Source organism: Sphingomonas sp. HF-S4, from assembly GCF_032911445.1.
Taxonomy (GTDB): Bacteria; Pseudomonadota; Alphaproteobacteria; order Sphingomonadales; family Sphingomonadaceae; genus Sphingomonas; species Sphingomonas agrestis.
The window spans coordinates 2,199,471-2,225,330 of record NZ_JAWJEJ010000001.1 but is presented as its reverse complement, the minus strand read 5'-3'; the positions used below and the strand labels follow the sequence as shown (position 1 = coordinate 2,225,330).

The window sequence follows — 25,860 nt, the reverse complement described above, 5'->3', positions numbered from 1 at the left end:
GGTGAAAGCGATTTCCTCCTGGGCGAGTACGCCGGAAACCAGCCGCGGTCGCCTCCACCCCGAACCAGGCGGTGCCGTCCGCGGGCCGCGCGACGCCTTCCAGCGAGACCGCGACCGGATCATCCATTCGATCAGCTTCCGCCGGCTGCGGCACAAGACCCAGGTGTTCATGGCGCCCGATGGCGACCATTTCCGCGTTCGGCTCACCCACAGCCTCGAGGTCGCGCAGATCGGCCGGACGATCGCGCGCGCGCTCGGTCTCAACGAGGACCTGACCGAGGCGCTGTGCCTGGCGCACGATATCGGTCATCCGCCCTTCGGCCATGCCGGCGAGGATGCGCTGGAGGCGGCGCTGGCCGGGCAGGGCGGGTTCGACCATAACGGCCATACGCTGCGCACGCTGACCGAGCTCGACCGGCCATATCCGCTATGGAACGGGCTCAATCTCACCTGGGAGACGCTCGAGGGGCTCGCCAAGCACAATGGCCCGGTCACGCGACCCGAATGGGCGCTCGCCGCCGCCGATGCCGCGTTTCCGCTGGAGCTGGCCGGATGGTCGTCGCTCGAGGCGCAGGTCGCGGCGCTCGCCGACGACATCGCCTATGACAATCACGACATCGACGATGGCCTGCGCGCCGGATTGCTGTGCCTCGATCAGTTGATGGAATTGCCGATGGTGGCGGAGGGCTGGGCGCGGGTCGAGGCCAAGTTCCCCGGCGTGCCCGCGCGACGGCTGGTCAGCGAATTGATCCGTTCGCAGATCGGCGAGATGGTCAATGATCTGATCGAGACTACGCGGACGCGGCTGGCCGAAGACGGGATCGAGACGGTCGCGGACGTGCGCGCCGCGGGGCGCTGCCTGGTCACCTTTTCGGACCCGATGCGCGACGCCGAGCGGGGGCTCAAGCGCTTCATGTACGCCAATCTCTATCACCATCCGAGCCAGCTCGAGGCGGCAGAGGCGGCGCATGGCGTGGTTGCGGGGCTGTTCGCAGCCTATGCCGCCGATCCTGGCCTGATGCCGGAGGAATGGCGCGAAGCGCTGCCGGCGGAGGCGCCCTGGCGGAGCCGCCATATCGCTGACTTCATCGCCGGGATGACCGACCGGTACGCGATTGCGCGCTACGAGGAAGTCGTCGGCCCGATCAGCCTGCCCGAAGGCTTTTGAGGGCCCCTGCCGGCTGGCTGGGACCCTCGTAAGGCTTAGCGCTGTGCGACGAGCACTGCCTCATCGCGCTTCGGTGCGCGGAACGAGACGCGGGCGCCGCCGGCATAGCCGTTCACCCAGTCGCCCTTGACGACGAGGCGGAACTTGCCGCCCTTCGAGGCCTTGCCCTCGAGGACGAGGCCGTCGCTGCCCGGGGTCGCGGTATAGGCATAGGTCACGCCTTCGTGCGTGAACACGCGATCCTTGGCGATGGCGGGAGCGGCGAAAGCGATGGTTGCAGCAGCGGCTGCGAGGAAGAGCTTAGTCACGATCTATCTCCTTCGGAAACTGGAAAGAGCCGGATCGGCATCCTTTGTTACGTCTTGTTCTGTTCTTGCGCATGAAAATGCTGCGCTGCATCAAATTGCGCAATCGCAAAGCGCGTCGGGTATGATTGCAATCGGTGCACGATTCACGACGAAGCGTGCAGATGACAAACTTCTGCGACATCTCGTGCGTATTTGCAGGGCAGGAGGTAATCGCATGGCGAAGGCAGGCATCGCGCTCAATCGCTTCGGCCTGGGTGGCCGCCCGGGCGACGCACCGGGGGCGGATCCCGCCCGCTGGCTGATGGCGCAGCTCGAGCGCTACGAAGCCCGGCCCGAGGTGATCGCAGCGCTCGCGCCCAGTAGCCAGATCGTCGGCGAACTTGCCGACTATCGCCGCGACCTGCGCGAGGCGCGCCGCGACATGCGGGCGATGCCCAGGCCCGAGGCGGATACCGAAGTAGCGATGCGTGGATCCGCAATGCCGCCGCGGCGCCGCGACCCCGACGATCCGACCGCGCAGGTCCGCCGGGACGCCCGTCTGCAGGCGCGTGACCATTATGCCGATGCGATTTCCGCGCGTGCGCTCACCGCGCTCAATTCGCCGGCGCCGTTCGTCGAGCGGCTGGTGCATTTCTGGGCCAACCACTTCGCGGTCTCCGCGGACAAGCTCGAGATGATCGGCCTGGCCGGCAGCTTCGAGTTCGAGGCGGTACGGCCGCACGTGCTGGGGAAATTCGGCGAGATGCTCCATGCGGTCGAGCGGCACCCGGCGATGCTGGTCTATCTCGACCAGGCGCAGTCGGTCGGGCCGAACAGTGCGTTGGGTCAGGCGGCGGGGCGGCGCGGCGGCAAAGCCGGGCTCAACGAGAACCTGGCGCGCGAAATCCTGGAGCTCCACACACTCGGCGTCCGTACCGGCTACAGTCAGGCCGACGTCACCGAATTCGCCCGTGCAATGACTGGTTGGAGCGTGGCCGGACTCGGCCGCGGGGGCGCCGATGACGGGCAGGGCGGCGGTTTCGCCTTCGCGCCGCGCCGCCATGAGCCGGGGACGCGCACGATCCTCGGCAAGAGCTGGCCGCAACAGGGCGAGGCCCAGGCGGCCGCAGTGCTCGACATGCTGGCCACGCACCCCGCCACCGCGCGCCATATCGCGACCAAGCTGGCGCGGCATTTCGCCGGCGACGATCCGCCGCCCGCGCTGGTCGGCAAGCTGGAAACTGCGTTTCTCAAATCGGGTGGCGACTTGCCCAGCGTCTATCGCGCGCTGGTCGAGGCGCCCGAATGCTGGGTGGCGCAGCCGGTCAAGTTCAAGTCGCCCTGGGAATGGACGATCTCCGCGTTGCGCGGTCTCGGCGCGGAGCAATTGCCGCCGATGGCGATGAACGGGCTGATGACCCAGCTCGGCCAGCCGGTATGGAAGCCGGGGTCTCCGGCAGGCTGGGACGATGTCGCCGGCAGCTGGGCCGGGCCCGACGCCGTGATGCGCCGGGTCGAGGCGGCCGAGCGGCTGGCCCAGCGCACCCGCGACACCGTCGATGCCCGCGCCCGCGCCGCCGAACTGTTTCCCGGCGCACTGAGCGAGAGCACCGCCCAGTCGATCGCGCGCGCCGAAAGTCCGGCGCAGGGCGTCGCGCTTCTGCTCGTCGCGCCCGAATTCCTGCGGAGATAGGCTATGCTCACTCGTCGCAATTTCGTCGCCCTCGGTGCCTCTGCGGTGGTCACGTCTGCGTTCGGCGCGCGGATGGCGCTGGCCCGCGCCGCTACCGAGCGCCGCTTCGTGTTCATCATCCAGCGCGGCGCTGCCGATGGGCTCGGCACGCTCGCCCCGGTCGGCGATCCGGCGTTTGCCGGCCAGCGCGGCGTGCTCGCGGAAGATTTCGCTGCGGCACCCAAGCTGGATGGCATGTTCGCGCTGCATCCGGCGATGACCAACACACTCGGCCTGTATCAGGCGAAGCAGGCGTTGTTCGTCCATGCGGTCGCCTCGCCCTATCGCGAGCGCTCGCATTTCGACGGGCAGAACGTGCTCGAGACCGGCGGAGCCTCGGCCTATGCGCAGAAGGACGGCTGGCTCAACCGGCTGCTCTCGCTGCTCCCCGCCGACGACAAGGCGATCGCGCTCGCCGCGACGATCCCGATGGCGCTGCGCGGGCCGGCCGAAGTGGCGAGCTACGCCCCCTCGTCGCTGCCCGACGCTTCGGACGACCTGCTCGCGCGCGTCTCGGCGATGTACCGCGAGGATGCCCAGCTCCACGCGATCTGGGAGCAGGCGACTGCGACGCGGATGCTGACCAGCGACTTGGCCGCCGACAATGGCCGCAACGCCGCGGCCACGGGCACGCTCGCCGCCAAGCTGCTCACTGCGCAAGGCGGCGCACGGATCGCGATGATCGAGACCGGCGGCTGGGACACCCACGCCCAGCAGCGCGGGCGGCTCACCGGGCAATTGAAGGGGCTCGACGCGATGGTTGGCGCGCTGCGCACCGGGTTGGGGCCGCTCTGGGCGAATACGATGGTGGTGGTCGCCACCGAGTTCGGCCGCACGGTCAAGGTCAACGGCACCCAGGGGACCGATCACGGCACCGGCGCGCTGGCGATGCTGATGGGCGGTGCGGTCAATGGCGGCCGCGTGGTCGCCGACTGGCCGGGGCTGGGCGACGCAGCGCTCTACGAGGCGCGCGACCTGCGCCCGACCGCGGGGCTCGATACGCTGCTCAACAGCGCAGTGGCGTCGCATTTCGATCTCCAGCCGGTGCGGACCGCGGCGAAGCTGTTTCCGGAGATGAAGAGTGCGGGGGTGGTGAAGGATCTGGTGCGGGCTTGAGTCGCGCCGGTCCGGGCGTTGGTCGGTTGACGAAGTTGACTCGATGGCGGGTTTCTCGGCGGAAGCGGCGGGTCTACGGCGGGGAAGCGTCTTAGACGCGGCTTGTACACGGCATCTGTGCGCAGGGGCGCGTGCCACTGGCGCTACGGTACGCGTCATCTGCGCGGCAGTAACGCGGCGACTACGCTGTACCCAGGCTGCGGCTACGCGGCGGGTAAGCGCCAGAAAGGCGACGCCGATGCGGCACGGCTGGGAGCGAGAGGCACGCTGATGTGGCATTAGTCTGAACAAAAGCAGAACAAACCCTACTTTACCACCGAAATTCCGATTTTGATTTCGCCCAAATCCCTCTCCGTTTGGGGAGGGAGTGATGGCGTCTAACGCCCCAGTTTCAGGCGTTCACGACCGTTTGACTGTTCCCTGCTTGCGGACACTCGAAGCAGCTGTAAGCTCAGCGAGTTTCAGGCGCCAGGTTGCATGATGGGGGGCTGAGTGAAAGGATGCCTACGCATTGTTGTTCCGATCATAGTCTTAATCACTGTGGCGATATATTGCGCTCTACCGCACCCTACTCTCGACCAAGGGCTAATGAAGGCAGTTGCGGCGGAATCTCAGCATCTCATGGCAACTTATCCGCTTAGCCCTTCAACGCAACGTGCTGACATCCCGAAAGGCAAATGGCCACCTGCTATCGCGCAGCTGAAGCCATATTCTGTGACCGTACTACAGGGGATGGTCGATATTACGACAAAACCATTCTTCGATGGTGGGTTGGGCTATGGCTACGCTCCCGACAAACAGGACCTGACGATGCTTGTCGAATGCTGGTCAGAACTGGGTCACAGCGTATATTGGCACGGCCCCTGCTGATCAGGGCTTCACCGAAGGTGCGCGGTTGCCAGTTGGAGCTCATCGGTGTCCGCCTTGGCCAGCTTTCGCTCCAATCCGGGCAGACCGCAAACCACCCAATAGCCGCCATCCTTTCAGCATCGCGTTCCCCACCCCAATTGTCCCCACGCGCCCCATCCGCTAAGGCGCGCGCTTCCGTTCGCTGTTGGAAGCCCGATGACTCTCTACGTCCGTTTTGCCGCGCACCTGGATGCCGCTCTCGATGCGCTCGTCGCCGCCGGCGACTTGCCCGCCGGGCTGGAGCGACGCGCGGTCACGGTCGAGCCGCCGCGCGATGCGTCGCATGGCGATCTGGCGACCAACGCCGCGATGGTGCTCGCCAAGCCGGCGGGGACCAATCCGCGCGCGCTCGCCGAGAAGATCGCCGCCGAGCTCGAGAAGCTCGACGCGGTCTCGGCGGTGTCGGTCGCGGGCCCGGGGTTCATCAACCTGACGCTGACCGACGACACCTGGCGCGGCGAGTTGACCGACATCCTCGCGGCCGAGGGCGATTACGGGCGCTCCTCGATCGGCGCGGGCGCGACGGTCAATGTCGAATATGTGTCGGCCAATCCGACAGGTCCGATGCACATGGGGCATTGCCGCGGTGCGGTGGTCGGCGACGCGCTTGCCGCCTTGCTCGAATATGCCGGGCACAAGGTGGTGCGCGAATATTATGTCAACGACGCGGGCGGACAGGTCGACGTGCTCGCGCGCTCGGCGCACCTGCGCTACCGCGAGGCGCTCGGCGAGACGATCGAGATCCCCGAGGGGCTCTATCCGGGCGAGTATCTCAAGCCGGTCGGCGAGAAGCTCGCGGCCGAGCATGGCGACGCCTTTGTTGGCAAGCCCGAAAGCGCGTGGCTCGCGCTGTTCCGCAAGGAAGCGGTCGCGTCGATGCTGGTGATGATCAAGGCGGACCTCGCCTTGCTCGGCATCCATCACGACCTGTTCTCGTCCGAGGCCGAGCTGCAGGCGGCCGGCAAGCCCGAGGCCGCCGAAGCGTGGCTGCGCGAACGCGATCTCGTCTATGACGGCGTGCTCGAAGCGCCCAAGGGCGAGACGCCCGAGGATTGGGAGCCGGTCGAGCTGCCGCTGTTCCGCTCGACCAAGTTCGGCGATGACCAAGACCGCCCGATCAAGAAGTCGAACGGACAATGGACCTATTTCGGTGCGGACCTGGCGTATCACTTCCAGAAGGCGCAATCGGCGGACCAGCTGATCGACATCTGGGGCGCGGATCACGCCGGTACGGTCAAGCGGATCGTCGCGGCAGTGGCGGCGCTGACCGACGGCAAGACCAAGTTCGACGTCAAGCTGGTCCAGATGGTGCGGCTGCTGCGCGCAGGCGAGCCGGTCAAAATGTCCAAGCGCTCGGGCAACTTCGTTACGCTTGCTGATGTCGTCAACGAAGTCGGCAAGGACGTGGTGCGCTTCACCATGCTGACTCGGAAGGCCGACGCGCAGATGGACTTCGACTTCGCCAAGGTGGTGGAGGCGTCGAAGGACAATCCGGTCTTCTATGTGAACTATGCCCATGCCCGGATCGCGTCGCTCCATCGCAAGGCCGCGGAGGCGGGAATCGACTGCCCAAGCGCCGATCTGTCCCTGCTTGATACGGAAGAGCTGGCGCTGGTGAAGCTCGCGGCGCAGTTTCCACGCACCGTGGAGGGCGCGGCACTGGCGCGCGAGCCGCATCGAATTGCCTTCTATCTCTATGACTTGGCGGCGGCTCTGCACGCCTTGTGGAATGTCGGCAACGACCGTCCAGACCGGCGCTTCCTCCTGCCCGAGCAGCCCGGGCTGACCTGTGCGCGGCTTTTCTTGGCGCGCGGCGTTGGACAGATTATCCGTAACGGGTTGGGTCTCATGGGTGTCGAGGCCGTGCAGGAGATGCACTGAGATGAATCTGCGTTCGGGCCAGGGCTATGACGAGGATCGCCTTCCCTGGCTGGAGACGGCCGAGGAGGATTATCCGCAGGACCATTCGGTCGCGCGCTTCATGCTGCTTGCAGTGCTGGCGCTCGCGGTGATCGGCACCGCGGCACTTGGCTGGTTCTGGTATCAGCGGACGCAGAATCCGGTGAACGGCAATGGCGAGCTGATCAAGGCGCCGCCGGGCGACTATAAGAGCAAGCCCGACGAGCCGGGCGGGATGAAGGTCGAAGGCGAGGGCGACACCGTGTTCGCCACCAGCCAGGGCGCGGCGAGCAATGCGAGCATCAATGTCGGCGCGGTCGCCGAGGCACCGGTGCAGGGCACCCGCGCCGCTGAGCCCGGCGCTGCTACGCCGGGCAGCAAGAACGTCAAGCTTTCGATCCCCGGGCCGACGATCGTCGATTCGAAGGCACCTGCGGCGAAGCCCGCGGCGGCGCGGCCGGGTTCGGGCTCGCTGATCCAGCTCGGTGCCTTCCCCAACGAGGGGGGCGCGAACACCGCCTGGGCGCGGCTGGCGAAGCGCTTTTCGTACTTGGCGCCGCTTGGCAAGTCGGTCGAGCGCGGCGATGCCGATGGCCGCACGGTCTGGCGGCTGCGCGTCAACGCGGGCAGCAACCCCCAGGCGCGCGAGTTGTGCGGCAAGCTCAAGGTCGCAGGCGAGAACTGCTTCATCGCGAATTGAGGATCGTCTAGAGCGGGCCCATGAAACCCGTCATCTTCGGCATCTCCGGTCACGAACTGACCAGCGACGAGCGCGCTTTCTTCAAGCAGGCCGATCCGCTCGGCTACATCCTGTTCAAGCGCAATTGCGGCGACCGCGCCCAGATGAAGGCGCTGACGGACAGTCTGCGTGACCTCTCGGGCCGTAGCGACGTGCCGATCCTGATCGACCAGGAGGGCGGGCGCGTCTCGCGGATGGTGCCGCCCGAATGGCCGGCGTTCCCGGCGGGGGCGGCATTCGACGCGCTGTACGAGCTCGCGCCGATCTCGGCGATCGAGGCGGCGCGCGCCAATGCGCAGGCGCTGGCGATGATGCTCGCCCAAGTGGGAGTGAATGTGAATTGCGCACCGTTGCTCGACGTGCGCCAGCCCGACGTGACCGCGGCGATCGGCGACCGGGCTTTCGGCGGCGATCCGATGCGTGTCGCGGCGCTGGGCAAGGCAATGCTCGAAGGCATGCGCCGCGGCGGTGTCGTGGGCGTGGTGAAGCACATGCCGGGGCACGGCCGCGCGCTGGTCGACAGTCACTATGACCTGCCGCACGTCAAGGTGGAGGACACCGCGCTCGAAGTCGATCTCGAGCCTTTCACCCGGCTCAGCGACGCGCCGATGGGGATGACCTGCCACGTCGTGTTCGAGGCTTGGGATGCCGCGAACCCGGCGACGCTCTCGGCGGGGGTGATTCGGGATGTGATTCGGGGTCGGATCGGTTTCGATGGACTGCTCATGACCGACGATATCGACATGAAGGCGCTGTCGGGTACCGCGGGCGAGAAGGCGGCGCAGGCGCTGGCGGCAGGGTGCGACGTGGTGCTCGATTGCTGGGCGCGGATGGACGAGATGGTGGAGATCGCCGGGCGGATCGGCGAGGCGACGCCGGAGTGCGTGGCCCGGCTGGAGCGGGCAATGGCGACGATCGCGGGAGGTACGCAAGATGCTGACTTTGATGCGTTAATTGCGAAGCGGGACGAATTGCTGGCGCTGGTCTGAGGGCTCTGCTTAACTCGTCGGCGATGAGCGAGGATGCGACACTCCAGATCGACATCGAGGGCTGGGAAGGACCGCTCGACCTGCTGCTGGCGCTTGCGCGGAACCAGAAGGTCGATCTGCGGGCGATCTCGATCCTCGAACTGGTCGAGCAGTATCTCGGCTATGTGAACCACGCACGGGCGCTGCGGCTGGAGCTGGCGGCGGACTATCTGGTGATGGCGGCGTGGCTCGCATACCTCAAGTCGGCGCTGCTGCTACCGCGCAACCCGGAGGAGACGCCGAGCCCCGAGGAACTGGCGCTGCGGCTCCAGCTCCGCCTGGAGCGACTCAATGCGATGCGCGAGGCCGGGGCGCGGCTGGTGGCGCGCGACCGGCTGGGACGCGACGTGTTTGTGCGCGGGGCGCCGGATGGGCTCAAAGTGGTCCGGAAAGGGCGATACGAGGCCGAAATATACGACCTTATCGCCGCTTATGGGCGGATCAGCGCACGGACGCGACCGGTGATGCACGTCGTCGCGCAGCGCGATGTGATGACGCTGGAGGAAGCGATCGACCGGGTCTCGGCGCTGATCGGCGCGCGGATCGAGTGGAGCACGATCGAGACCTTCCTGCCCGATGGCGCGAGCGGCACCTATCGGAAATCGGCGCTGGCATCGTCGTTCGTCGCCGCACTCGAACTGGCGCGGCAGGGACGGTTGGAATTGCGGCAGCAATCGGCGTTCGCGCCGCTCTATCTCAAGGCCACGGCATGAACCCGGACGACCTCGGCCGCGCCGTGGAGGCAGTGCTGTTCGCGTCCGAAAGCCCGATGACCGTGGACGAAATCAAGGCGCATATCGGGCCCGAGGCCGATGTGCGCGGTGCGCTGGCGCGGCTCGAAGCGCAGTATGCCGGGCGGGGGATCGAATTGGTCCGCCGCGGCGAGCGCTGGCACTTCCAGACCGCCGCCGATCTGGCGCACCTGCTGCGCCGCGACCGCGAGGAGAGCCGGAAGCTCAGCCGCGCGGGGATCGAGACGCTGGCGATCATTGCCTATCACGAGCCGGTCACCCGCGCCGAGATCGAGGCGATCCGCGGGGTGCAGATCTCCAAGGGGACGATCGACGTGCTGATGGAGGCGGGCTGGGTACGCCCGGCGGGACGCCGCGAAGTGCCGGGTAGGCCGCTGACCTATGCGACCACTGCGGGGTTCCTCAGCCAGTTCGGGCTCGCCAGCCGGCGCGACCTGCCCGGAATCGACGATTTGAAGGCGGCTGGACTGCTAGATCCGGTCGATCTTGCGTTCGAGACCGAGATGGAGACCGGGGCAAGCGAAACTGTCACGGAAGCCGAATAGGGCTCGCGCTCCGATTCATGGGGCAGGCCGTTGCCCCGGGCGCGCCACGCGCCTAGATAGACCCCGATACGAGGAGAGTTCCCATGGGTAGCATGAGCCTGATGCACTGGCTGATCGTCGGTGTCCTGGTCATTTTGTTGTTCGGCGGCAGCCGTTTTTCCAACATGATGGGCGACGTCGCGAAGGGCATCAAGCAGTTCAAGAAGGGCATGGCCGAGGATGACGAGGCCGAAACCCCCGCGAAGGCAACGCGCATCGAAGGCAAGCCCGCGCCGACGCCCGACGCCAGCTTCCAGACCGAAGCCGAGCGTACGCGCGAAGAGCGCTGAGCGACCCTTTTCCACCCGTTGATCCGCGCCCCGTTCCGAGGCGCGCCCGAGGCAGTGCCGAATGTTAGACGTAGCGCCGACCGAGTTGCTGCTTGTGGCCGTGGTGGCGCTGCTGGTGATCGGACCCAAGGATCTTCCCAAGGCAATGCGCTTCGTCGGCAAATGGGTCGGCAAGGCGCGCGGCGTCGCGCGGCAGTTCCGCTCGGGATTCGACGCGATGGTGCGCGAATCCGAGCTGGCCGAGATGGAGAAGCAATGGGCTGCGGAGAACGAGCGGATCATGCGCGAGCATCCGCCGACGCCCGCGCTCCCGGCACCCGAGGCCGATCTTGGCGGGCACGACGCGACCGCTTCTGATGCAAGCATGGCGGAGGCGGCGTTCCACGACCCGGCCGATGCCGCCCCAGTGATGGTCGAGCAGCCGGTGCTGTTTCCCGGCGATGCCGAAGCGCCGGCACCCGCCAAGCCCAAGCGGGTGCGAAAACCCAAGCCCGCATCCTCGGACGAGCCACAATCGTGAACGAGATCGACGACAGCCAGGCCCCCTTGCTCGACCATCTCATCGAGCTGCGGCGGCGTCTCCTCTGGTCGCTGGCGGCGCTGGTGCTTTGTTTCGGCGGGTGCCTGTATTTCGCGCGGACGATCTTCGCGTGGCTGGTCCATCCGCTCAAGGCGGCGGGACAGACGACGATCATCAACACCCAGGTGTTCGGCGGCTTCCTGGTCGAGATCAAGATCGCGTTCTTCGCCGCGCTGATGCTCGCCTTCCCGGTGATCGCCAACCAGCTTTGGCAATTCGTCGCGCCGGGGCTGTACCGCAAGGAAAAGAAGGCGCTGCTGCCTTTCCTGCTCGCCACCCCCGTGCTGTTCATCGCGGGCGCGTGCATGGCCTATTTCGTGGCGATCCCCGTGGCGCTCAAATTCCTGCTGAGCTTTCAGGGGCAGCTCGGCGATACCGGGGTGCAGCAACAGGCGCTGCCCGACGTCAACGACTATCTCAAGTTCGTGATGCAGTTCATCTTCGGCTTCGGGATCTCGTTCCTGCTTCCGGTGCTGCTGATGCTGCTCGAGCATGCCGGGATCGTCACGTACGAGCAATTGAAGGGCGCGTGGCGCTATGCGGTGGTCGGCGCATTCGCGCTGTCGGCGGTGCTGACGCCGCCCGATGTCGGATCGCAGCTGCTGCTCGCGGTGCCGCTTTGTGCGCTCTATTTCCTGGCGCTGGTGGCGATCCGGATCACGCACAAGCGGCGCGAGCGCGCGGCCGAGAGCGAAGAACCGGCGACTTGAACGGAAAAACCCCTCCCCGCGCGAGCGGGAAGGGGCCTCTCCTGTAACTTGTAGGGGACGATCTTACTTGGCGTCGTCCGCGGTCTTGGCGACGGTGTCGCCTGCCGACGATACGTCGCGGCCGACGCCCTCGACGGTGTTGCAGGCCGAGACGAGGACGGCAGCGGCAAGCGCGGCACAGGTGAAAATCTTGCGCATTGAAACTCTCCAGCTTGTGGGGCGGGGGAGAAATGCCCGGACAGGCGAAATCGTTCCGCGACAGGCATGAAACTGCCTGGGGGCGGGATCGGAGATTTTCGATGTCGGGAGAAAGTGTTAGGCCCGGAAGCGTCACCGGGGGGGGGGAGGGTTGACGCTTCCGGGCCCATGTCTTGGATAGCGAGAGCGGGGGGGCAAAAGGTCACTATCCGAATAGCAGAACGGTCATTGCGGTCCGGGGTTCCCGGGCTGGTACGTTTTTTTTTGAAATAATTTCGGACGGGTTTGGCGCTCCCTCCCCGGCTTCGCGCGGGGTGGCATCCGACCTCAATACGCTTGAGACCGGAATAGCCGGGTTTGCGCTCGGATGGTGTAGGTCCTCGAAAGCTTGGACGGTTCTCAACTAGCCGCCGCGCTGTTGCTGCGCCTGAACGGCCTCGACCGCGAGAGAGCGCTTGAGGATGCGCGACCACGGGTCGGCCACGACGTGCGCGTCGGCGGGAACGGGGATGGTCGCGGTGCCTCCTGGCATCGCTACGGTCCGCACCTCGCCGTCGACCTGGACTTCGAGCGGAAGCGGGAAGGGGCGGTCGCCCGGCGTCTTCCAGCGCAGCGTCAACCGGTCGCCGGTACGGGTCTCGAGCAGCTCGGGGAGCGCCGCTTCGCGCAGATAGACATCGAAGAACCAGGTCAGGTCCTTGCCCGTCACCTTGTTGACGATCCCGACATATTCGTTGGTGGTGGCGAAGCGCGGCTGGAAATTGCCCGGCTTCGGGTCGGGGCGGCCATAGACGAGGCGCGTGGTGACTTCCTTGAACGCCGCGTCGCCAATCAGATTGCGCAACGTGTGGAGCACCCAGGCGCCCTTGACGTAGATGTCGCCGCCGGGGCCGCCCTTGTCGGCCTCATACACCTCGTCGGAGGTGCGGACCTGGCCCGAGACGATCGGCGCCTGGTTGGTGATCTGGTTGCGGAACACCTCCATCATCGCCGCATAGCGCGCCTCGCCCTCGCGCCAGCGACCGTAGAGCGGCTGCATGTACTGGCCATAGCCCTCGTGGAGCCAGAAATCGTCCCAGTTCGAGGCCGACATCTGGTTGCCGAACCATTCGTGCGCGAGCTCGTGCTGGAACAGCCAGTCGAAGCCGTCGGGGGTCTTCTTGTAGTTGTTGCCATAGGCGTTGATCGTTTGGTGCTCCATGCCGAGATGCGGGGTCTCGGCGACGCCCAGTTTCTCGTCGCTCCACGGATACGGGCCGACATTGGCCTCGAAGAAATCGACGGTCGGGGCGAATTCGGCGAACAGCCCCTTGGCCTTCGCCTCGCGGCCCACGAGGTGCCAATAGGTCATCGGGAATTTGTTGCCGAAGCGGCTGGTGTAGGTCGCGGTGATCTCGCGATACGGCGCGATGTTGAGCGCGATCAGATAGGGGTTCGGACTGCGCGCCTTCCAGTGCCAGGTACTGCGGCCGTCGGGGAGCTTGTCGACCTTCTGGAGCACCCCGTTCGACGGCGCCGAGAGGCCGACGGGCACGGTGATGTGGAGATCGACGGTGGCCGGCTCGCCCGCGGGAAAATCGAGGCACGGCCAGAACAGGTCGCAGCCATAGCCCTGCGCGGTGGTGGCGATCCACGGCGCCCCGCCGGGGGTCTTGGCCCAGACCATGCCGTCGTCCCAGGGCGCGCGCACCGCGACGTGCGGCGTGCCGCCATAGACGATCTTGACCACCGCGCGGGCGCCCGCGGCGAGCGGCCTGGCAAGCGTGATCACCAGCCGCCCCTCGGGGTTGGTCCAGCTGGCGCGCGGCAGCGCGGCGCCGTCGACGCTGACCGCGCTGACCGGCAGGTTCTTGTCGAGATCGATCTGCAGCCGCTTCTGCGGCGATGCGGTGACCAGGGTGAGCGTCGCAGTGCCGGCGAGGCGCTGGGTGTCAGGGAACACTTCGATCGCGAGGTCGACATGCTCGAGCTTGAGGGCCGCGCGCTCGGCGTCGATCGGCCCGCCCGAGGCTTCGGTGAGCGGCGTGATCGGCGGCTCGCCCGGCTTGACCTGGGCAAGGGCGGGGGCGGTGCTCAGCGCGAGTGCGGAAGCGGCGATCAGAAAGCGCGTGGTGATGGGAACCTCCATAAGGCGCTGGCGGACAGGGATTTGCCAGTACGCGTATCGCCAAAGCGGCCGACGCGCCATGCCATGCGTTGCATCGGTCCACAGCCAATCATTCTGCGGAGATTGATGCGGCTGGCGCAGGCACCATATATAGTGGAAAGTGAGGGCCGCTCGGGCCCAGGAGTATCCATGAAGCAGTCCTATCCCGTCCTGCCGCTTCGCGACATCGTCGTCTTCCCGCACATGATCGTTCCGCTGTTCGTGGGTCGTGACAAGTCGGTCGCGGCGCTCGAAGCCGCGATGGCGGACGACAAGGAGATCTTCCTCGTCGCCCAGCTCGATCCCGCCGAGGACGATCCCGGCCGCGAAGACCTGTACGACACCGGCGTCTCGGCCGAAGTGCTGCAGCTCCTGAAGCTGCCCGACGGCACCGTGCGCGTGCTCGTCGCCGGCAAGGAGCGCGGCGCGCTCGACACGGTCGACGAATCGGGGGCGTTCCTTACCGCGACGGTCAGGCCGGTCGAGGAAGCCGAAGTCGAGGGCGCCGAGGTCCAGGCGCTGATGCGCTCGGTGGTCGACCAGTTCGAGAATTACGCCAAGCTCAACCGCAAGCTGCCCGCCGAGACCGCGGTCCAGCTCGCGGAGCTCGACGATGCGTCGCGCCTCGCCGACGCAGTGGCCGCCAATATCGCCGTCAAGGTTGCGGACAAGCAGTCGCTGCTCGTCGAGAAGGATCCTCAGAAGCGCCTCGAGATGGTGTTCGCCTTCATGGAGGGCGAACTGGGCGTGCTGCAGGTCGAGAAGAAGATCCGCAGCCGCGTCAAGCGCCAGATGGAGAAGACCCAGCGCGAATATTACCTCAACGAGCAGTTGAAGGCGATCCAGCGCGAGTTGGGCAATGAGGGCGACGAGGGCGACGGCGACGAGGTTGCCGAGCTCACCCAGAAGATCGCGACGCTCAAGCTGAGCAAGGAAGCACGCACCAAGGCGACGTCGGAGCTCAAGAAGCTCAAGACGATGGCGCCGATGTCGGCTGAAGCCACCGTGGTGCGCAATTATCTCGACGTGCTGCTGGGACTCCCCTGGGGCAAGAAGTCGAAGCTCAAGAAGGACATCGCCGAGGCGCAGGGCGTGCTCGACGAGGACCATTATGCGCTCGAGAAGGTCAAGGACCGGATCGTCGAGTATCTCGCGGTCCAGGCGCGCACCAACAAGTTGAAGGGGCCGATCCTGTGCCTCGTCGGGCCTCCCGGCGTCGGCAAGACCTCGCTCGGCAAGAGCATCGCGAAGGCGACCGGGCGCGAGTTCATCCGCCAGTCGCTGGGCGGCGTTCGTGACGAAGCCGAGATCCGCGGCCATCGCCGCACCTATATCGGCTCGCTGCCGGGCAAGATCGTCACCAATCTCCGCAAGACCGGAACGAGCAATCCGCTGTTCCTGCTCGACGAGATCGACAAGCTTGGCCAGGACTTCCGCGGCGATCCGGCCTCGGCGCTGCTCGAGGTGCTCGACCCCGAGCAGAACAACAAGTTCAACGACCATTATCTGGAGATCGACATCGATCTTTCGGACGTGATGTTCGTATGCACCGCGAACTCGCTCAACCTGCCCCAGCCGCTGCTCGATCGCATGGAGATCATCCGGCTCGAAGGCTATACCGAGGACGAGAAGGTCGAGATCGCCGAGCGGCACCTGGTCGACAAGCAGATCGAGGCGCATGGCCTGAAGGAAGGCGAGTTCACGCTGACCCAGGAAGGGCTGCGTGCGCTGATCCAGAAGTATACGCGCGAGGCGGGCGTCCGCACGCTCGAGCGCGAGATCGCCAAGCTGGCCCGGAAGGCGCTGCGGAAGATCCTCGAGGGCAAGGAGACTTCGGTCACCATCACGCCCGAGAACCTCCACGAATATGCCGGGGTCCAGAAGTACCGCCACGGGCTGGGCGAGGAGGAGAACCAGATCGGTGCGGTTACCGGGCTCGCCTGGACCGAGGTCGGCGGCGAGTTGCTGACGATCGAAAGCGTCACGGTGCAGGGCAAGGGCGCGATCAAGACGACCGGAAAGCTCGGCGACGTGATGAAGGAATCGGTCGAGGCCGCGTTCAGCTTCGTCAAGGCGCGCAGCCCGAGCTACGGGATCAAGCCGAGCCTGTTCGCGCGCAAGGACGTCCATGTCCACTTGCCCGAAGGCGCCGTCCCCAAGGATGGACCCTCGGCGGGCATCGGCCTCGTCACGGCGATCGTCTCGACGATGACCGGAGTGCCGGTGCGCCGCGACATCGCGATGACCGGTGAGGTCACGCTGCGGGGCAGGGTGCTGCCGATCGGCGGGCTCAAGGAGAAGCTGCTCGCGGCGCTGCGCGGCGGCATCAAGACCGTGCTTATCCCGCAGGAGAACGAGAAGGATCTCGCCGAGATCCCCGCGAACATCCGCGAGGGGCTCGAGATCATTCCGGTCAAGCATGTCGACGAGGTGCTGCATCGGGCGCTCACCGAGCCGCTCACCGCGATCGACTGGACCGATGCCGATGAGTTGGCCGCCCAGCCGCCGGTGCACGTCCCGGGGATCGGCGACGCCGTCCATCACTGATCGCGCGTAACTTTTTGATACGCAACCCGCCGCTAGGGGTTTGACAGCGGCGGGGGCTGCGTGCTGTCTGGCAGACCCGGCCTGTGCGCCGCGACTCAATTTTTCGACGTACTAAAAGGGGGAATCCATCAGCATGAACAAGCAAGAGCTGATCGCGACGGTCGCCGACACCTCGGGCCTCGGCAAGGGTGACGCCACCAAGGCCGTCGAAGCCGTGTTCGAAGCGATCTCGGCGTCGCTCAAGAAGGGCGACGAAGTGCGCCTGGTCGGCTTCGGCACCTTCTCGGTGAGCAAGCGCAAGGCTTCGACCGGCCGCAACCCGCGCACGGGCGAGGAGATGACGATCAAGGCGTCGAACCAGCCCAAGTTCAAGGCCGGCAAGGGCCTCAAGGATTCGGTCAACTGATCTGACCGAAAGCGGGGCCTGGGGGCTGGACAGCGCGTTCGCTGCCGCTTAAAGGCCCGCTTCCCATTTCCGCCGCAAGGCGAATGGGCGCGTAGCTCAGTGGTAGAGCACACCCTTCACACGGGTGGGGTCGCAAGTTCAATCCTTGCCGCGCCCACCATGTATTGAGCCCGCCGGTCCCGCGACCGGTGGGCTTTTTGCTGGCCGCAGTTTACCCTTGCTGCCCCGCCTGCTAGGCTTTGCCCGGCATGGCGACTGCATCCGATCCCGTGCGCTTCAGCGTTTTCGACGGCCTGGCCGGACGGTTCGTCCGGCCGTTGCGGCTGGCTGTGGTCGCGTGGCTGGCGGTGTTCACCGTGCTGGTCTGCGCGGTAGTGCCCGCCGGTCTGCCGCTGACTGCGGCGCAGGGTTCCGCGTTCAATCCCGCGACGACGGCCGTCGCGCTCCAGGTCAAGGCGCCGCAGACGCGGCTGCTGGTCAAGCGGTTGATCGAGCCCGATGGCGGCGACGCTCCGATTGCTGCCGTTCCCTACTCGGCCTCGATGTTCGCGGCGGGGCTGGTTGTCGCGCCGCCTGCGCGCGTTGGGTACTTCCACGGCGCGACCGATAGTGGCTCGCTCGCTGCGGCGGCGCTCGATGCGCTGCCCTGGGCACGGGGCCCGCCGGCCGCCTGAGCCGCCGGATGCGGCACGGGCAGCAACGCTCCGCCCGGCGCATCGTTATTTCTCTGACCGGGAAGCCGCGATTACGCGCTTCCGCAAGGAGATCGTCATGAAGAAGAAAAAAACGGGCAAGCGGCCACCCTGGTGGTTCCCGCTTGCCGTCTGGGGCGGGATCGCCGGCGCTGCCGGTCTTCTCGCCGCAGCCGTGGGGATGGCTTCGGCCTGATCCGCCCGGCGACGGGGCTGGTGGGCTCTCCCTCCTGCCGGCCCCGGCGCCATACCGCATTCTGGAGATTCGATGCTGCACCACACCCCGCTGATCGCCACTATCGTTGCAGGCCTTGTCGTCGCTTTCGTGATGGGCGCCATTGCCCATCGCCTGAGGGTGTCGCCGATCGCGGGCTATCTGCTGGCGGGGGTGTTGGTGGGGCCGTTCACGCCCGGCTTCGTCGCCAATGCCGGGCTCGCCAACGAACTGGCCGAGATCGGCGTGATCCTGCTGATGTTCGGCGTGGGCCTGCACTTTTCGCTGCGCGACCTGCTTGCGGTGCGCAACATCGCGGTGCCCGGCGCGATCGTCCAGATCACGGTGGCCACGCTGATGGGCATGGGGCTCGCCTGGCTGACCGGTTGGGGGCTGCTCGCCGGGTTCGTGTTCGGGCTGGCGCTGTCGGTCGCGAGTACGGTGGTGCTGCTGCGCGCGCTCCAGGGGCGCGACATCGTCCAGACCGAGCGCGGGCGGATCGCCGTCGGCTGGCTGATCGTCGAGGATCTGGTGATGGTGCTCGCGCTGGTGCTGCTGCCGGTGCTCGCGGGGATCATGTCGGGCGCCGCAGAATCGGGCAGCGCATCGATCCTCCAGCCGTTGCTCGCGACCTTCCTCAAGGTCGCCGGGTTCATCGCGCTGATGCTGATCGTCGGCCGCCGGGTGATCCCCTGGGCGCTGCAATGGGTGGTGGCGACCGGGTCGCGCGAGCTGTTCCGCCTCGCGGTGCTGGCGATCGCGCTCGGCGTCGCGTTCGGCGCGGCGCTCGCATTCGACGTGTCTTTCGCGCTCGGGGCGTTCTTCGCCGGCATGATCCTGGGCGAGACGTCGCTCAGCCGGCGCGCGACCGAGGAGACGCTGCCGCTGCGCGACGCATTCGCGGTGCTGTTCTTCGTGTCGGTCGGTATGCTGTTCAATCCGTCGGTAGTGGTGCAGCAGCCGCTGGCGCTGCTCGGCACAGTGGCGATCATCGTGTTCGGCAAGTCGCTCGCCGCCTATCTGATCGTCCATGCCTGGGGCTATCCGCGCCAGACTGGGCTCACCGTCGCCGCCAGCCTCGCGCAGATCGGCGAATTCTCGTTCATCCTGGCAAGTCTCGGCACCGAACTCGAGATCCTTCCCGCGGCGGCACGCGACGTGATCCTGGCAGGCGCGATGATCTCGATCTTCCTCAATCCCTTCCTGTTCTCGCTCACCGCCGGACGCCATGACGAGGCCGAACCCGAGCGCGGGCCGATCACGCCCGCGCAAATGCCGCCGGGGCACATCATCCTCGTCGGCTATGGCCGTGTCGGCAGCATGATCGGTGCCGAATTCCAGAAGCTCGGCAAGGCGTTCATCGTCATCGAGGACCAGGGCGACGTCGTCCGCCGCGCGCGCGAGGAAGGCGTTACGGTGATCGAAGGCAATGCGCTCGAGGCGCGGACGTTGGTGTCCGCCGGAATCGGCAGCGCGAGCAAGCTGCTCATCGCGATCCCCGCAGGGTTCGAGGGCGGGGCGATCCTCCAGCACGCGCGGCTGCTCAACGCTACGCTCCCGGTCATCGCCCGCGCGCATTCGCAGGACGAGGTCGAATATCTCACCCGCGCCGGCGTCGATCACGTCGTGATGGGCGAGCGCGAACTGGCCAATCGGATGATGCAACTCTCGGCGACGATGGCGCCGGCGAGCAATGTGAGCGACGCCCCCGGAGCGACTGTCACACCGACGTAACGAAAGCGTCTCGAAAGATTCTCCGTTCTCCAACACTCCCGTCATGCAGCCCGCCTAGCGCGGCGCTGCGGCGACGGGGGTTAAGCCGAGTCGATCCCGCACAAGTTTCGAACCGCGCAACCCGGCATTCCGCCGGAACGGAGACCTTATGGCCAGCTACAATCGCCTCAGCCTCGCCCTCATGACCAGCTGCGCCGCGCTCAGCCTCGCAGCCTGCGATGGCGCGAGCAGCGTCGCCTCGCCCGGCGAAGGCGCTTTCCCGCCGTCCACTCCGGCGCCGACACCGGCTCCCGCAACGCCGACGCCGACCCCCGGCACCGCCGCCGCGGCATGCCCCACCGGCACCGGCCAGGCGCTCACCGACGCGGGCGTGATCGGCGCGTATCGCATCTGCCGCATCCCGACGCTGGTCACCAACCTGTCGCTGCCGAGCAAGGCCGCTGCGCCGGGCGTCGCTTATGAGATCAACGGCCGCGTCGACGTCGGCACCGATCGCGGTTCGCAGGGCCTGATCGGCACTGCAGGCACGCTGAGCATCGGCGCCGGCGCGGTGCTGTTCGCCAACACCACCAACGCCGACAACGATTTCCTGATCGTCAATCGCGGCTCGACGATCAACGCGCAGGGCACCGCCACCGCGCCGATCATCTTCACCGCCGAGCAGAACCTGCGCGGCACCACCACCGAGGACAGCCAGGGCCTGTGGGGCGGCGTGATCCTCGCCGGCCGCTCGCCGGTGGCGAACTGCATCGCCGGCTCGAACGACGCGAACGGCACCAGCACGACCTGCGAAAGCGTCGTCGAGGGTACCGGCAACGCGCTGTATGGCGGCAATGCGCCCGGCGACAGCTCGGGCGTGTTCCAGTATGTCCAGATCCGCTACTCGGGCACCGTCATCAGCCCGAACAACGAGCTGCAGGGCCTGACTCTCGCGGGCACCGGTTCGGGCACCACGATCGATCACGTCCAGGTCCACAACAGCTCGGACGACGGCATCGAGGTGTTCGGCGGCACCGTCAACCTGCGTCACCTGGCGATCACCGGCGCCGATGACGACGGCTTCGATTTCGATGTGGGTTGGCGTGGTCTCGTCCAGTTCCTGATTACTGCGCAGAAGCCGGGCTTGGCTACCACCGACACCTATTCGCTCGAGATCGACTCGAGCCAGAGCACGGCGGGCGCCAACCCCGAAGACGCGCTGCCGCGCACCTGGGGCCGTATCGCCAACGCGACGCTGATCCAGACCAACACCAGCCTCACCAACCCGTTCGCCGCGATCCGCCTGCGCGGTTCGGCCGACCTGACGCTGGTCAACTCGATCCTCGTCACGCCGGGCAACTGCCTCCTCACCGAAGCCGGCACGGCTGCACGCGGCACCGTCCGCGCCGCCGATGCGGCGCTGCAGGACCAGGGTCCGCCGCGCTTCAACTCGGTCTACTTCGCCTGCGGCACTGCGCTGGCGACGCAGAACGCGGTCAACGGCCAGACGATCACCACTGCCGAGCAGGAAGCGTTCTTCACCTCGGGGGGCAGCGCCAACAACATCGTCAACGGCACCGCCGCCGCGGCGCTGGTCAACGGCATCTACCCGGGCACCGGCCCGCAGGCGTTCACGGCGGCCAACGTGTTCAACAACACCCAGCTCAACCCGTCGGGTTCGGCGTTCCTGGTCGCCACCAACTATATCGGTGCGGTCAGCGGCACGACCGACACCTGGTTCCAGGGTTGGACCTGCAACTCGAACCGGGCGAACTTCGGCACCACCAGCGGCGCCTGCACTGGCCTCTAAGACCGGGAATACGGGCAGCGGGGGCGGCGGCATGGCCGCCGTCCCCGGGCCTTTTCCGATGCCCATACCCCAACAGCGGATGTCCCGATGAAAACTCAGCTCGCCTTCGCCAGCCTCCTGGCCCTTACGACCAGCCTCGCTGCACCGGCCGCGCTTGCGCAGACGGCGGGCGCGTCGCCGCCGCCGCCAGCACAGTCCGCGCCGCAGACGGACGAGACCACAGGCGAGCCGGCCGAGCAGGACGTCGAGATCTCCGCACCCGGCGCCGGCGGCGAGAATGAGGACATCGTCGTCATTGGCCGCAACATTCCCAACGTCGTGCGCAGCACCCCGCAGGTGGTCTCGGTGCTCTCCGCCGAAGATATCGCGCGGACGGGCGAGGGCGACATCGCCGGCGCGCTCCAGCGCGTCACCGGCCTCAGCGTCGTCGGCAACGGTTTCGTCTACGTCCGCGGCCTCGGCGACCGCTATTCGCTGTCGCTGCTCAACGGCCTGCCGCTGCCGAGCCCGGAGCCGCTGCGCCGCGTCGTGCCGCTCGACATCTTCCCGACGAGCGTGATCGCTTCGTCGCTGGTCCAAAAGACCTTCTCGGCCAACTATCCCGGCGAGTTCGGCGGCGGCGTGATCAACCTCACGACCAAGGCAGTTCCCGAAAAGTCGTTCTTCGCGATCGGCGGTTCGGTCGGCTTCGATACGGAGACGACCAGCGAGCTCGGCTACACCTATGACGGCGGCAAGCACGACTGGCTGGGCTACGATTCGGGTGAGCGCAAGGTGCCCGGCTTCGTGAAGCAGGCCGGTATCGACCGCACCACGATCCCGACCAGCCAGGCGATCAACCTGACCAACGCCGAGACCTCGGTGCTGTTCGAGAATTATCACATCCCGCCCAATTTCTCGGGCGAGGCCAGCATGGGCACGTCGGTCGATATCGGCGGCACCCGCCTTGGCGTCATCGCAGGCGGTGGGATCAGCAACACCTGGCGCACCCGCGACGCGGTCGCTGGCATCCGCAACATCCCTGCGACCACCTTCCGCCGCGTCACCACCGATCACCGCGCGCTGGTCAACGGCCTGCTCGGCCTGGGCGCCGAGTTCGGCGAGCACCGCATCCGGCTGACCAACCTCTATATCCACGACACGCTCAAGCAGGGCCGCCTCGGCGCGGGCACCGGCGAGAACTTCGAATCGCCGATCGAGGGCAAGGCCCCGATCATGGAGCAGAACACCAACTGGTTCGAACGCCAGCTGTTCACCAGCCAGTTGGTCGGCGAATTCGATTTCGGCGACCTCGATGTCGATGTGCGTGGCGCCTATGCCAACACCAAGCGCAAGTCGCCCTATGAGCGCGCCTTCCGCTACCTCTATGACGCTTCGATCCACGACTATCGCAACACGCTCAACGGTGGCTCCTCGGCCACCATCGCGTTCAGCGATCTCAACGAGAACCTCTGGGCCGGCGGCATCGACCTCGCCTACGATCTCAACCTGGGGCGGCCGTTCACCATCCAGGCCGGGTACGCTTATCAGGACACCGACCGATCGTCGTACCGCTATACCTTCGATTACGTCATGCCGGGTGGCACTGCGCTTCCGAACCCGTTCTCGCAGATGCGCCCCGACTTCCTGCTCTCGGACTATACGCTGCAGACCAACGGCATCGTGCTGCGTCCCTCGACGACCAGCCAGGGCGCGCGCGCCTATGACGCCGAACTGACGATCCACGCCGGCTATGCCCAGCTCGAAGGCGAAATCGCCGACGGCCTGCGCGCCACCGCCGGCGTGCGCTACGAAACCGCCGACCAGTCGGTCATCCCGACGGACAACCAGCCCGCCACCGTGCTCAGCAACGATTACTGGCTGCCCGCGGCGACACTGACCTGGAACTTCGCCCCCGACATGCAGTGGCGCCTCAACGCCTCGAAGACGATCGCGCGTCCGCAGTTCCGCGAACTCGCGCCGCAGCTCTATCTCGATTTCGACTCGGATCGCGTGTTCTTCGGCAACCCGTTCCTCAAGGACAGCAAGCTCACCAACCTCGAGGCGCGCTATGAGTGGTTCTTCGCCAAGGACCAGCGGATAACCGCGGCGGGCTTCTTCAAGAAGATCAAGGATCCGATCGAGACGGTGAGCTTCCAGGTTGCCGGCAGCAACGCCACCCAGCTCAACTTCGCCAACGCTCCCGAGGCGCATCTCTACGGCGGCGAAGTCGAGCTCCAGAAGTACGTCCCGCTCGATTTCATCAACAACGAGCTGTTCACGACGCGCCGCCTCGTGCTCATCGCCAACTACACCTACAGCCATTCGGAAGTGTTCGCGGGCAATCAGCTGATCCGCGATCCGATCAACCCCGCGTCGGTGACGCGTCCGGCCAACCAGGTGTTCACTTCGGGCCAGCCGCTGGTCGGCCAGTCGGACCATCTGGTAAACCTGCAGCTCGGCATCGAGGACACGACCAAGCTCTCGCAGCTCACCTTCCTGTTCAACTATGCGAGCGAGCGCAACGTCGCGCGGGGACTGCTCTCGGGCGGCGGGCTGCCGCCGATCGTCGAGAAGCCGGGCGTCCGCCTCGATTTCGTGCTGCGCCAGGGCTTCGACGTGCTCGGCGGCCAGTGGGAGATCAAGCTCGAAGGGCGGAACCTCACCGGCACGCGCTTCATCGAATATCAGGATTTCGGTGGCGACATCGGCATCGCCGATACCAACACCTTCGATCTCGGCCGCACTTTCTCGATCGGGCTCAGCACCCGGTTCTGATCCCGTCTAAAAGGGGGATCGGGCCTCGGCGGGGTACAACCTGCCGGGGCCCTTTCTATGTCACCAGCCCCAGGGGCGTTCGCGGAACCACTGGGTGATGACATATTTGGTGCCCGCGCGGACCTTCATCGCGTGGTGCAGCGTCGAGGGGTTGGGCGTGCCGTTGGCGCGTAGATTGTTCCAGGCGAGCACCTTGCCGACCTCGGGCTCGACCATCTTGTCGATCGCCTTGAAGCGCGTCACGCCGCCGGCCTCGACCTCGTTGAGATAGAGCATCACCGTCCAGGTGCGCTGGCCCGAGACGCTGCAATATTTTTCGTAGTCGGCGCCGCTGGGCTCGAAATAATCGGTGTGCGCCTTGAACTCCTGACCGACTTCGTAGCGCTGGCCCTGCATCGGCTCGGCATGCGCGGGATCGATGCCCGTGAGCGCGATGATCCGGCGCTTGAGCTCGATCGTCAGGGGATCGTCGGGATCGAGATCGCAGGTCTCGCTGGTCCGGAAGGCGTAGTCGCCGTTGGAGTCGGCGAGGGTCGAGGGGCGGCGCTTGGCGTCGATCTGCTGGATGAGCGACTGGCAGAGTGCGGGCTCGAGGAACTTCTTGCCGATGAACATCGCCACCTTGGGGTTCGGCACGCGCTGGATGCCGGGCTGGTGGAGCATGTGCGCGATCACGGGTTCGGAAGGATTACCGGACCCGAAATTGGGCGGCGCGGGCGCGGGAGCGGTGGCGGTCTGCATCGCGGGCGATTTTGCCAAAGCGCGCCCGATTCCGCCAGTCCGGCGTGGTAAAACGGCAATCGTAACAAAAGTGCAGGCAAGTCGTCACATTGCGCGGGCAGGCGAAAGGGATGGCCGTCGATACCCGGATCGAAGCCGCATCCCCGCCGCCGGCGGGCGCCGATGCCTTGGACCTGCTGGGCCTGCCGGCGCGGCTCGCCGCGGCGATCGCGAGTGCCGCCGAACGCCCGACGGGGCTGATCGCGATTGCCGGGCGCGGTGCGGCGGAGACGGCGACGATCCTGCACCGCCGCCTCGCAATTCCCTATGCCGGCGGGATCACCGATCGGGTCGCCGCCAATCTGGCGGTCGAGGCCGCCGATCGCGGGCTGGTGCTCGCCTGCTTCGATAGCGGCGACGTGGTCTCGACGATCCTGGCGCTGCGCAACCTCGCGACCGACCGCTTCGCGCTCGCCGCGGCGCTGCGGCTGGTGATAGCGCAACGAATCGCACCCGGGCTGTGCGCCAACTGCCGGCGGCCGGTGCAGGCATTCGGATCGACTGCGGCGTTGCTCGGGCTCGATCCGGGGGCGATTCTATGGTCGGCGCCGGGATGCGAATCCTGCGGCGGGCGCGGGCAGGGACCCGAGGTGCGAATCTTCGAGGGAATCGAAGTCGATCCGGCGATGCGGCGGCTGATCTATGACGGTGCCGACGCGCCGATGCTCGCGCGCCACGCCTTTCTGACCGCGCCCAATTTTGCCTCGGCGGCGCGGGCTTTGGCGCGCGACGGCGGGATCGCGCCCGAAGATGCGGTCGCGGCCTCACGCAATGATCTTGCGCTTCGCGAAAGCCCCCGCTAA

23 protein-coding genes and 1 tRNA gene are annotated in these 25,860 nt (G+C 66.7%); 20 read left to right on the top strand and 4 right to left on the bottom strand.

The annotated features are described in order from the left end of the window. Position 1: 1 nt before the first annotated feature. Positions 2-1,168 (top strand): deoxyguanosinetriphosphate triphosphohydrolase, encoded by a 1,167-nt coding sequence (locus RZN05_RS09890; RefSeq protein WP_317226449.1) that lies wholly within the window; start codon positions 2-4, stop codon positions 1,166-1,168. Between the two features lie 35 nt (positions 1,169-1,203). Here the strand turns inward: RZN05_RS09890 and RZN05_RS09885 are convergent, their stop codons facing one another. After that, positions 1,204-1,476 (bottom strand): hypothetical protein, encoded by a 273-nt coding sequence (locus tag RZN05_RS09885; RefSeq protein ID WP_317226448.1) that lies wholly within the window; start codon positions 1,474-1,476, stop codon positions 1,204-1,206. Positions 1,477-1,690: 214 nt separating this feature from the next. Between RZN05_RS09885 and RZN05_RS09880 the strand changes: the two genes are divergently transcribed. From RZN05_RS09880 to tatC, 11 genes are all read left to right on the top strand, one after another. After that, entirely contained in the window at positions 1,691-3,148 is a 1,458-nt protein-coding gene (locus tag RZN05_RS09880; RefSeq protein ID WP_317226447.1) for a DUF1800 domain-containing protein, read from the top strand. A 3-nt stretch (positions 3,149-3,151) separates the two neighbouring features. After that, the gene (locus RZN05_RS09875) at positions 3,152-4,303 is read left to right on the top strand and encodes a DUF1501 domain-containing protein (RefSeq protein ID WP_317226446.1); all 1,152 of its coding nucleotides are present in this window, start codon (positions 3,152-3,154) and stop codon (positions 4,301-4,303) included. A gap of 588 nt (positions 4,304-4,891) precedes the next feature. Next, complete coding sequence (locus RZN05_RS09870; protein WP_317226445.1) at positions 4,892-5,173, top strand: hypothetical protein; 282 nt, start codon at positions 4,892-4,894, stop codon at positions 5,171-5,173. A 195-nt stretch (positions 5,174-5,368) separates the two neighbouring features. Next, complete coding sequence (gene argS / locus RZN05_RS09865) at positions 5,369-7,093, top strand: arginine--tRNA ligase (RefSeq protein ID WP_317226444.1); 1,725 nt, start codon at positions 5,369-5,371, stop codon at positions 7,091-7,093. Between the two features lies 1 nt (position 7,094). Beyond that, positions 7,095-7,811, top strand: a complete 717-nt coding sequence (locus RZN05_RS09860) for an SPOR domain-containing protein (RefSeq protein ID WP_317226443.1) — start codon at positions 7,095-7,097, stop codon at positions 7,809-7,811. Positions 7,812-7,831: 20 nt separating this feature from the next. Continuing rightward, entirely contained in the window at positions 7,832-8,839 is a 1,008-nt protein-coding gene (gene nagZ / locus RZN05_RS09855) for a beta-N-acetylhexosaminidase (protein ID WP_317226442.1), read from the top strand. Between the two features lie 23 nt (positions 8,840-8,862). Then, positions 8,863-9,591, top strand: coding sequence for a segregation and condensation protein A (locus RZN05_RS09850; protein ID WP_317226441.1), 729 nt, complete (start codon positions 8,863-8,865; stop codon positions 9,589-9,591). Next, positions 9,588-10,175, top strand: coding sequence for an SMC-Scp complex subunit ScpB (gene scpB / locus RZN05_RS09845; RefSeq protein ID WP_317226440.1), 588 nt, complete (start codon positions 9,588-9,590; stop codon positions 10,173-10,175). Before RZN05_RS09850 ends, scpB begins: the two co-directional genes overlap by 4 nt. An 83-nt stretch (positions 10,176-10,258) precedes the next feature. Continuing rightward, on the top strand, positions 10,259-10,504 hold the full coding sequence (locus RZN05_RS09840) for a twin-arginine translocase TatA/TatE family subunit (RefSeq protein ID WP_317226439.1): 246 nt from the start codon (positions 10,259-10,261) through the stop codon (positions 10,502-10,504). 61 nt (positions 10,505-10,565) lie between these two features. Next, entirely contained in the window at positions 10,566-11,024 is a 459-nt protein-coding gene (gene tatB / locus RZN05_RS09835) for a Sec-independent protein translocase protein TatB (RefSeq protein WP_317226438.1), read from the top strand. Next, entirely contained in the window at positions 11,021-11,794 is a 774-nt protein-coding gene (gene tatC, locus RZN05_RS09830; RefSeq protein ID WP_317226437.1) for a twin-arginine translocase subunit TatC, read from the top strand. The genes tatB and tatC overlap by 4 nt, the downstream gene beginning before the upstream one ends. Before the next feature lie 63 nt (positions 11,795-11,857). On the opposite strand, the gene RZN05_RS09825 is transcribed toward tatC, so the two are convergent. Together RZN05_RS09825 and RZN05_RS09820 are read right to left on the bottom strand one after the other, a co-directional pair. Further along, positions 11,858-11,992 carry an entericidin A/B family lipoprotein gene (locus tag RZN05_RS09825; RefSeq protein ID WP_317226436.1) on the bottom strand — a complete coding sequence of 45 codons (135 nt, stop codon included), beginning with the start codon at positions 11,990-11,992 and terminating at the stop codon, positions 11,858-11,860. A 403-nt stretch (positions 11,993-12,395) separates the two neighbouring features. Beyond that, complete coding sequence (locus RZN05_RS09820; RefSeq protein WP_317226434.1) at positions 12,396-14,120, bottom strand: M1 family metallopeptidase; 1,725 nt, start codon at positions 14,118-14,120, stop codon at positions 12,396-12,398. A 168-nt stretch (positions 14,121-14,288) separates the two neighbouring features. On the opposite strand from RZN05_RS09820, the gene lon reads away from it, so the two are divergent. From lon to RZN05_RS09785, 7 genes are all read left to right on the top strand, one after another. After that, complete coding sequence (gene lon, locus RZN05_RS09815; RefSeq protein ID WP_317226433.1) at positions 14,289-16,685, top strand: endopeptidase La; 2,397 nt, start codon at positions 14,289-14,291, stop codon at positions 16,683-16,685. 133 nt (positions 16,686-16,818) lie between these two features. After that, positions 16,819-17,091 carry an HU family DNA-binding protein gene (locus RZN05_RS09810; RefSeq protein ID WP_317226432.1) on the top strand — a complete coding sequence of 91 codons (273 nt, stop codon included), beginning with the start codon at positions 16,819-16,821 and terminating at the stop codon, positions 17,089-17,091. 85 nt (positions 17,092-17,176) lie between these two features. Further along, a tRNA-Val gene (locus RZN05_RS09805) sits at positions 17,177-17,251 on the top strand. An 88-nt stretch (positions 17,252-17,339) separates the two neighbouring features. Further along, positions 17,340-17,765, top strand: a complete 426-nt coding sequence (locus RZN05_RS09800; protein WP_317226431.1) for a hypothetical protein — start codon at positions 17,340-17,342, stop codon at positions 17,763-17,765. Positions 17,766-18,051: 286 nt separating this feature from the next. Continuing rightward, positions 18,052-19,731 (top strand): YbaL family putative K(+) efflux transporter, encoded by a 1,680-nt coding sequence (gene ybaL, locus RZN05_RS09795; protein ID WP_317226430.1) that lies wholly within the window; start codon positions 18,052-18,054, stop codon positions 19,729-19,731. Between the two features lie 148 nt (positions 19,732-19,879). After that, on the top strand, positions 19,880-21,520 hold the full coding sequence (locus tag RZN05_RS09790) for a hypothetical protein (RefSeq protein WP_317226429.1): 1,641 nt from the start codon (positions 19,880-19,882) through the stop codon (positions 21,518-21,520). Between the two features lie 87 nt (positions 21,521-21,607). Then, on the top strand, positions 21,608-24,277 hold the full coding sequence (locus RZN05_RS09785) for a TonB-dependent receptor domain-containing protein (RefSeq protein ID WP_317226428.1): 2,670 nt from the start codon (positions 21,608-21,610) through the stop codon (positions 24,275-24,277). A gap of 60 nt (positions 24,278-24,337) precedes the next feature. Here the strand turns inward: RZN05_RS09785 and RZN05_RS09780 are convergent, their stop codons facing one another. Next, entirely contained in the window at positions 24,338-25,018 is a 681-nt protein-coding gene (locus RZN05_RS09780) for a prolyl hydroxylase family protein (protein ID WP_394804822.1), read from the bottom strand. Positions 25,019-25,128: 110 nt separating this feature from the next. On the opposite strand from RZN05_RS09780, the gene RZN05_RS09775 reads away from it, so the two are divergent. Next, positions 25,129-25,860, top strand: coding sequence for an ATPase, T2SS/T4P/T4SS family (locus tag RZN05_RS09775; RefSeq protein WP_317226427.1), 732 nt, complete (start codon positions 25,129-25,131; stop codon positions 25,858-25,860).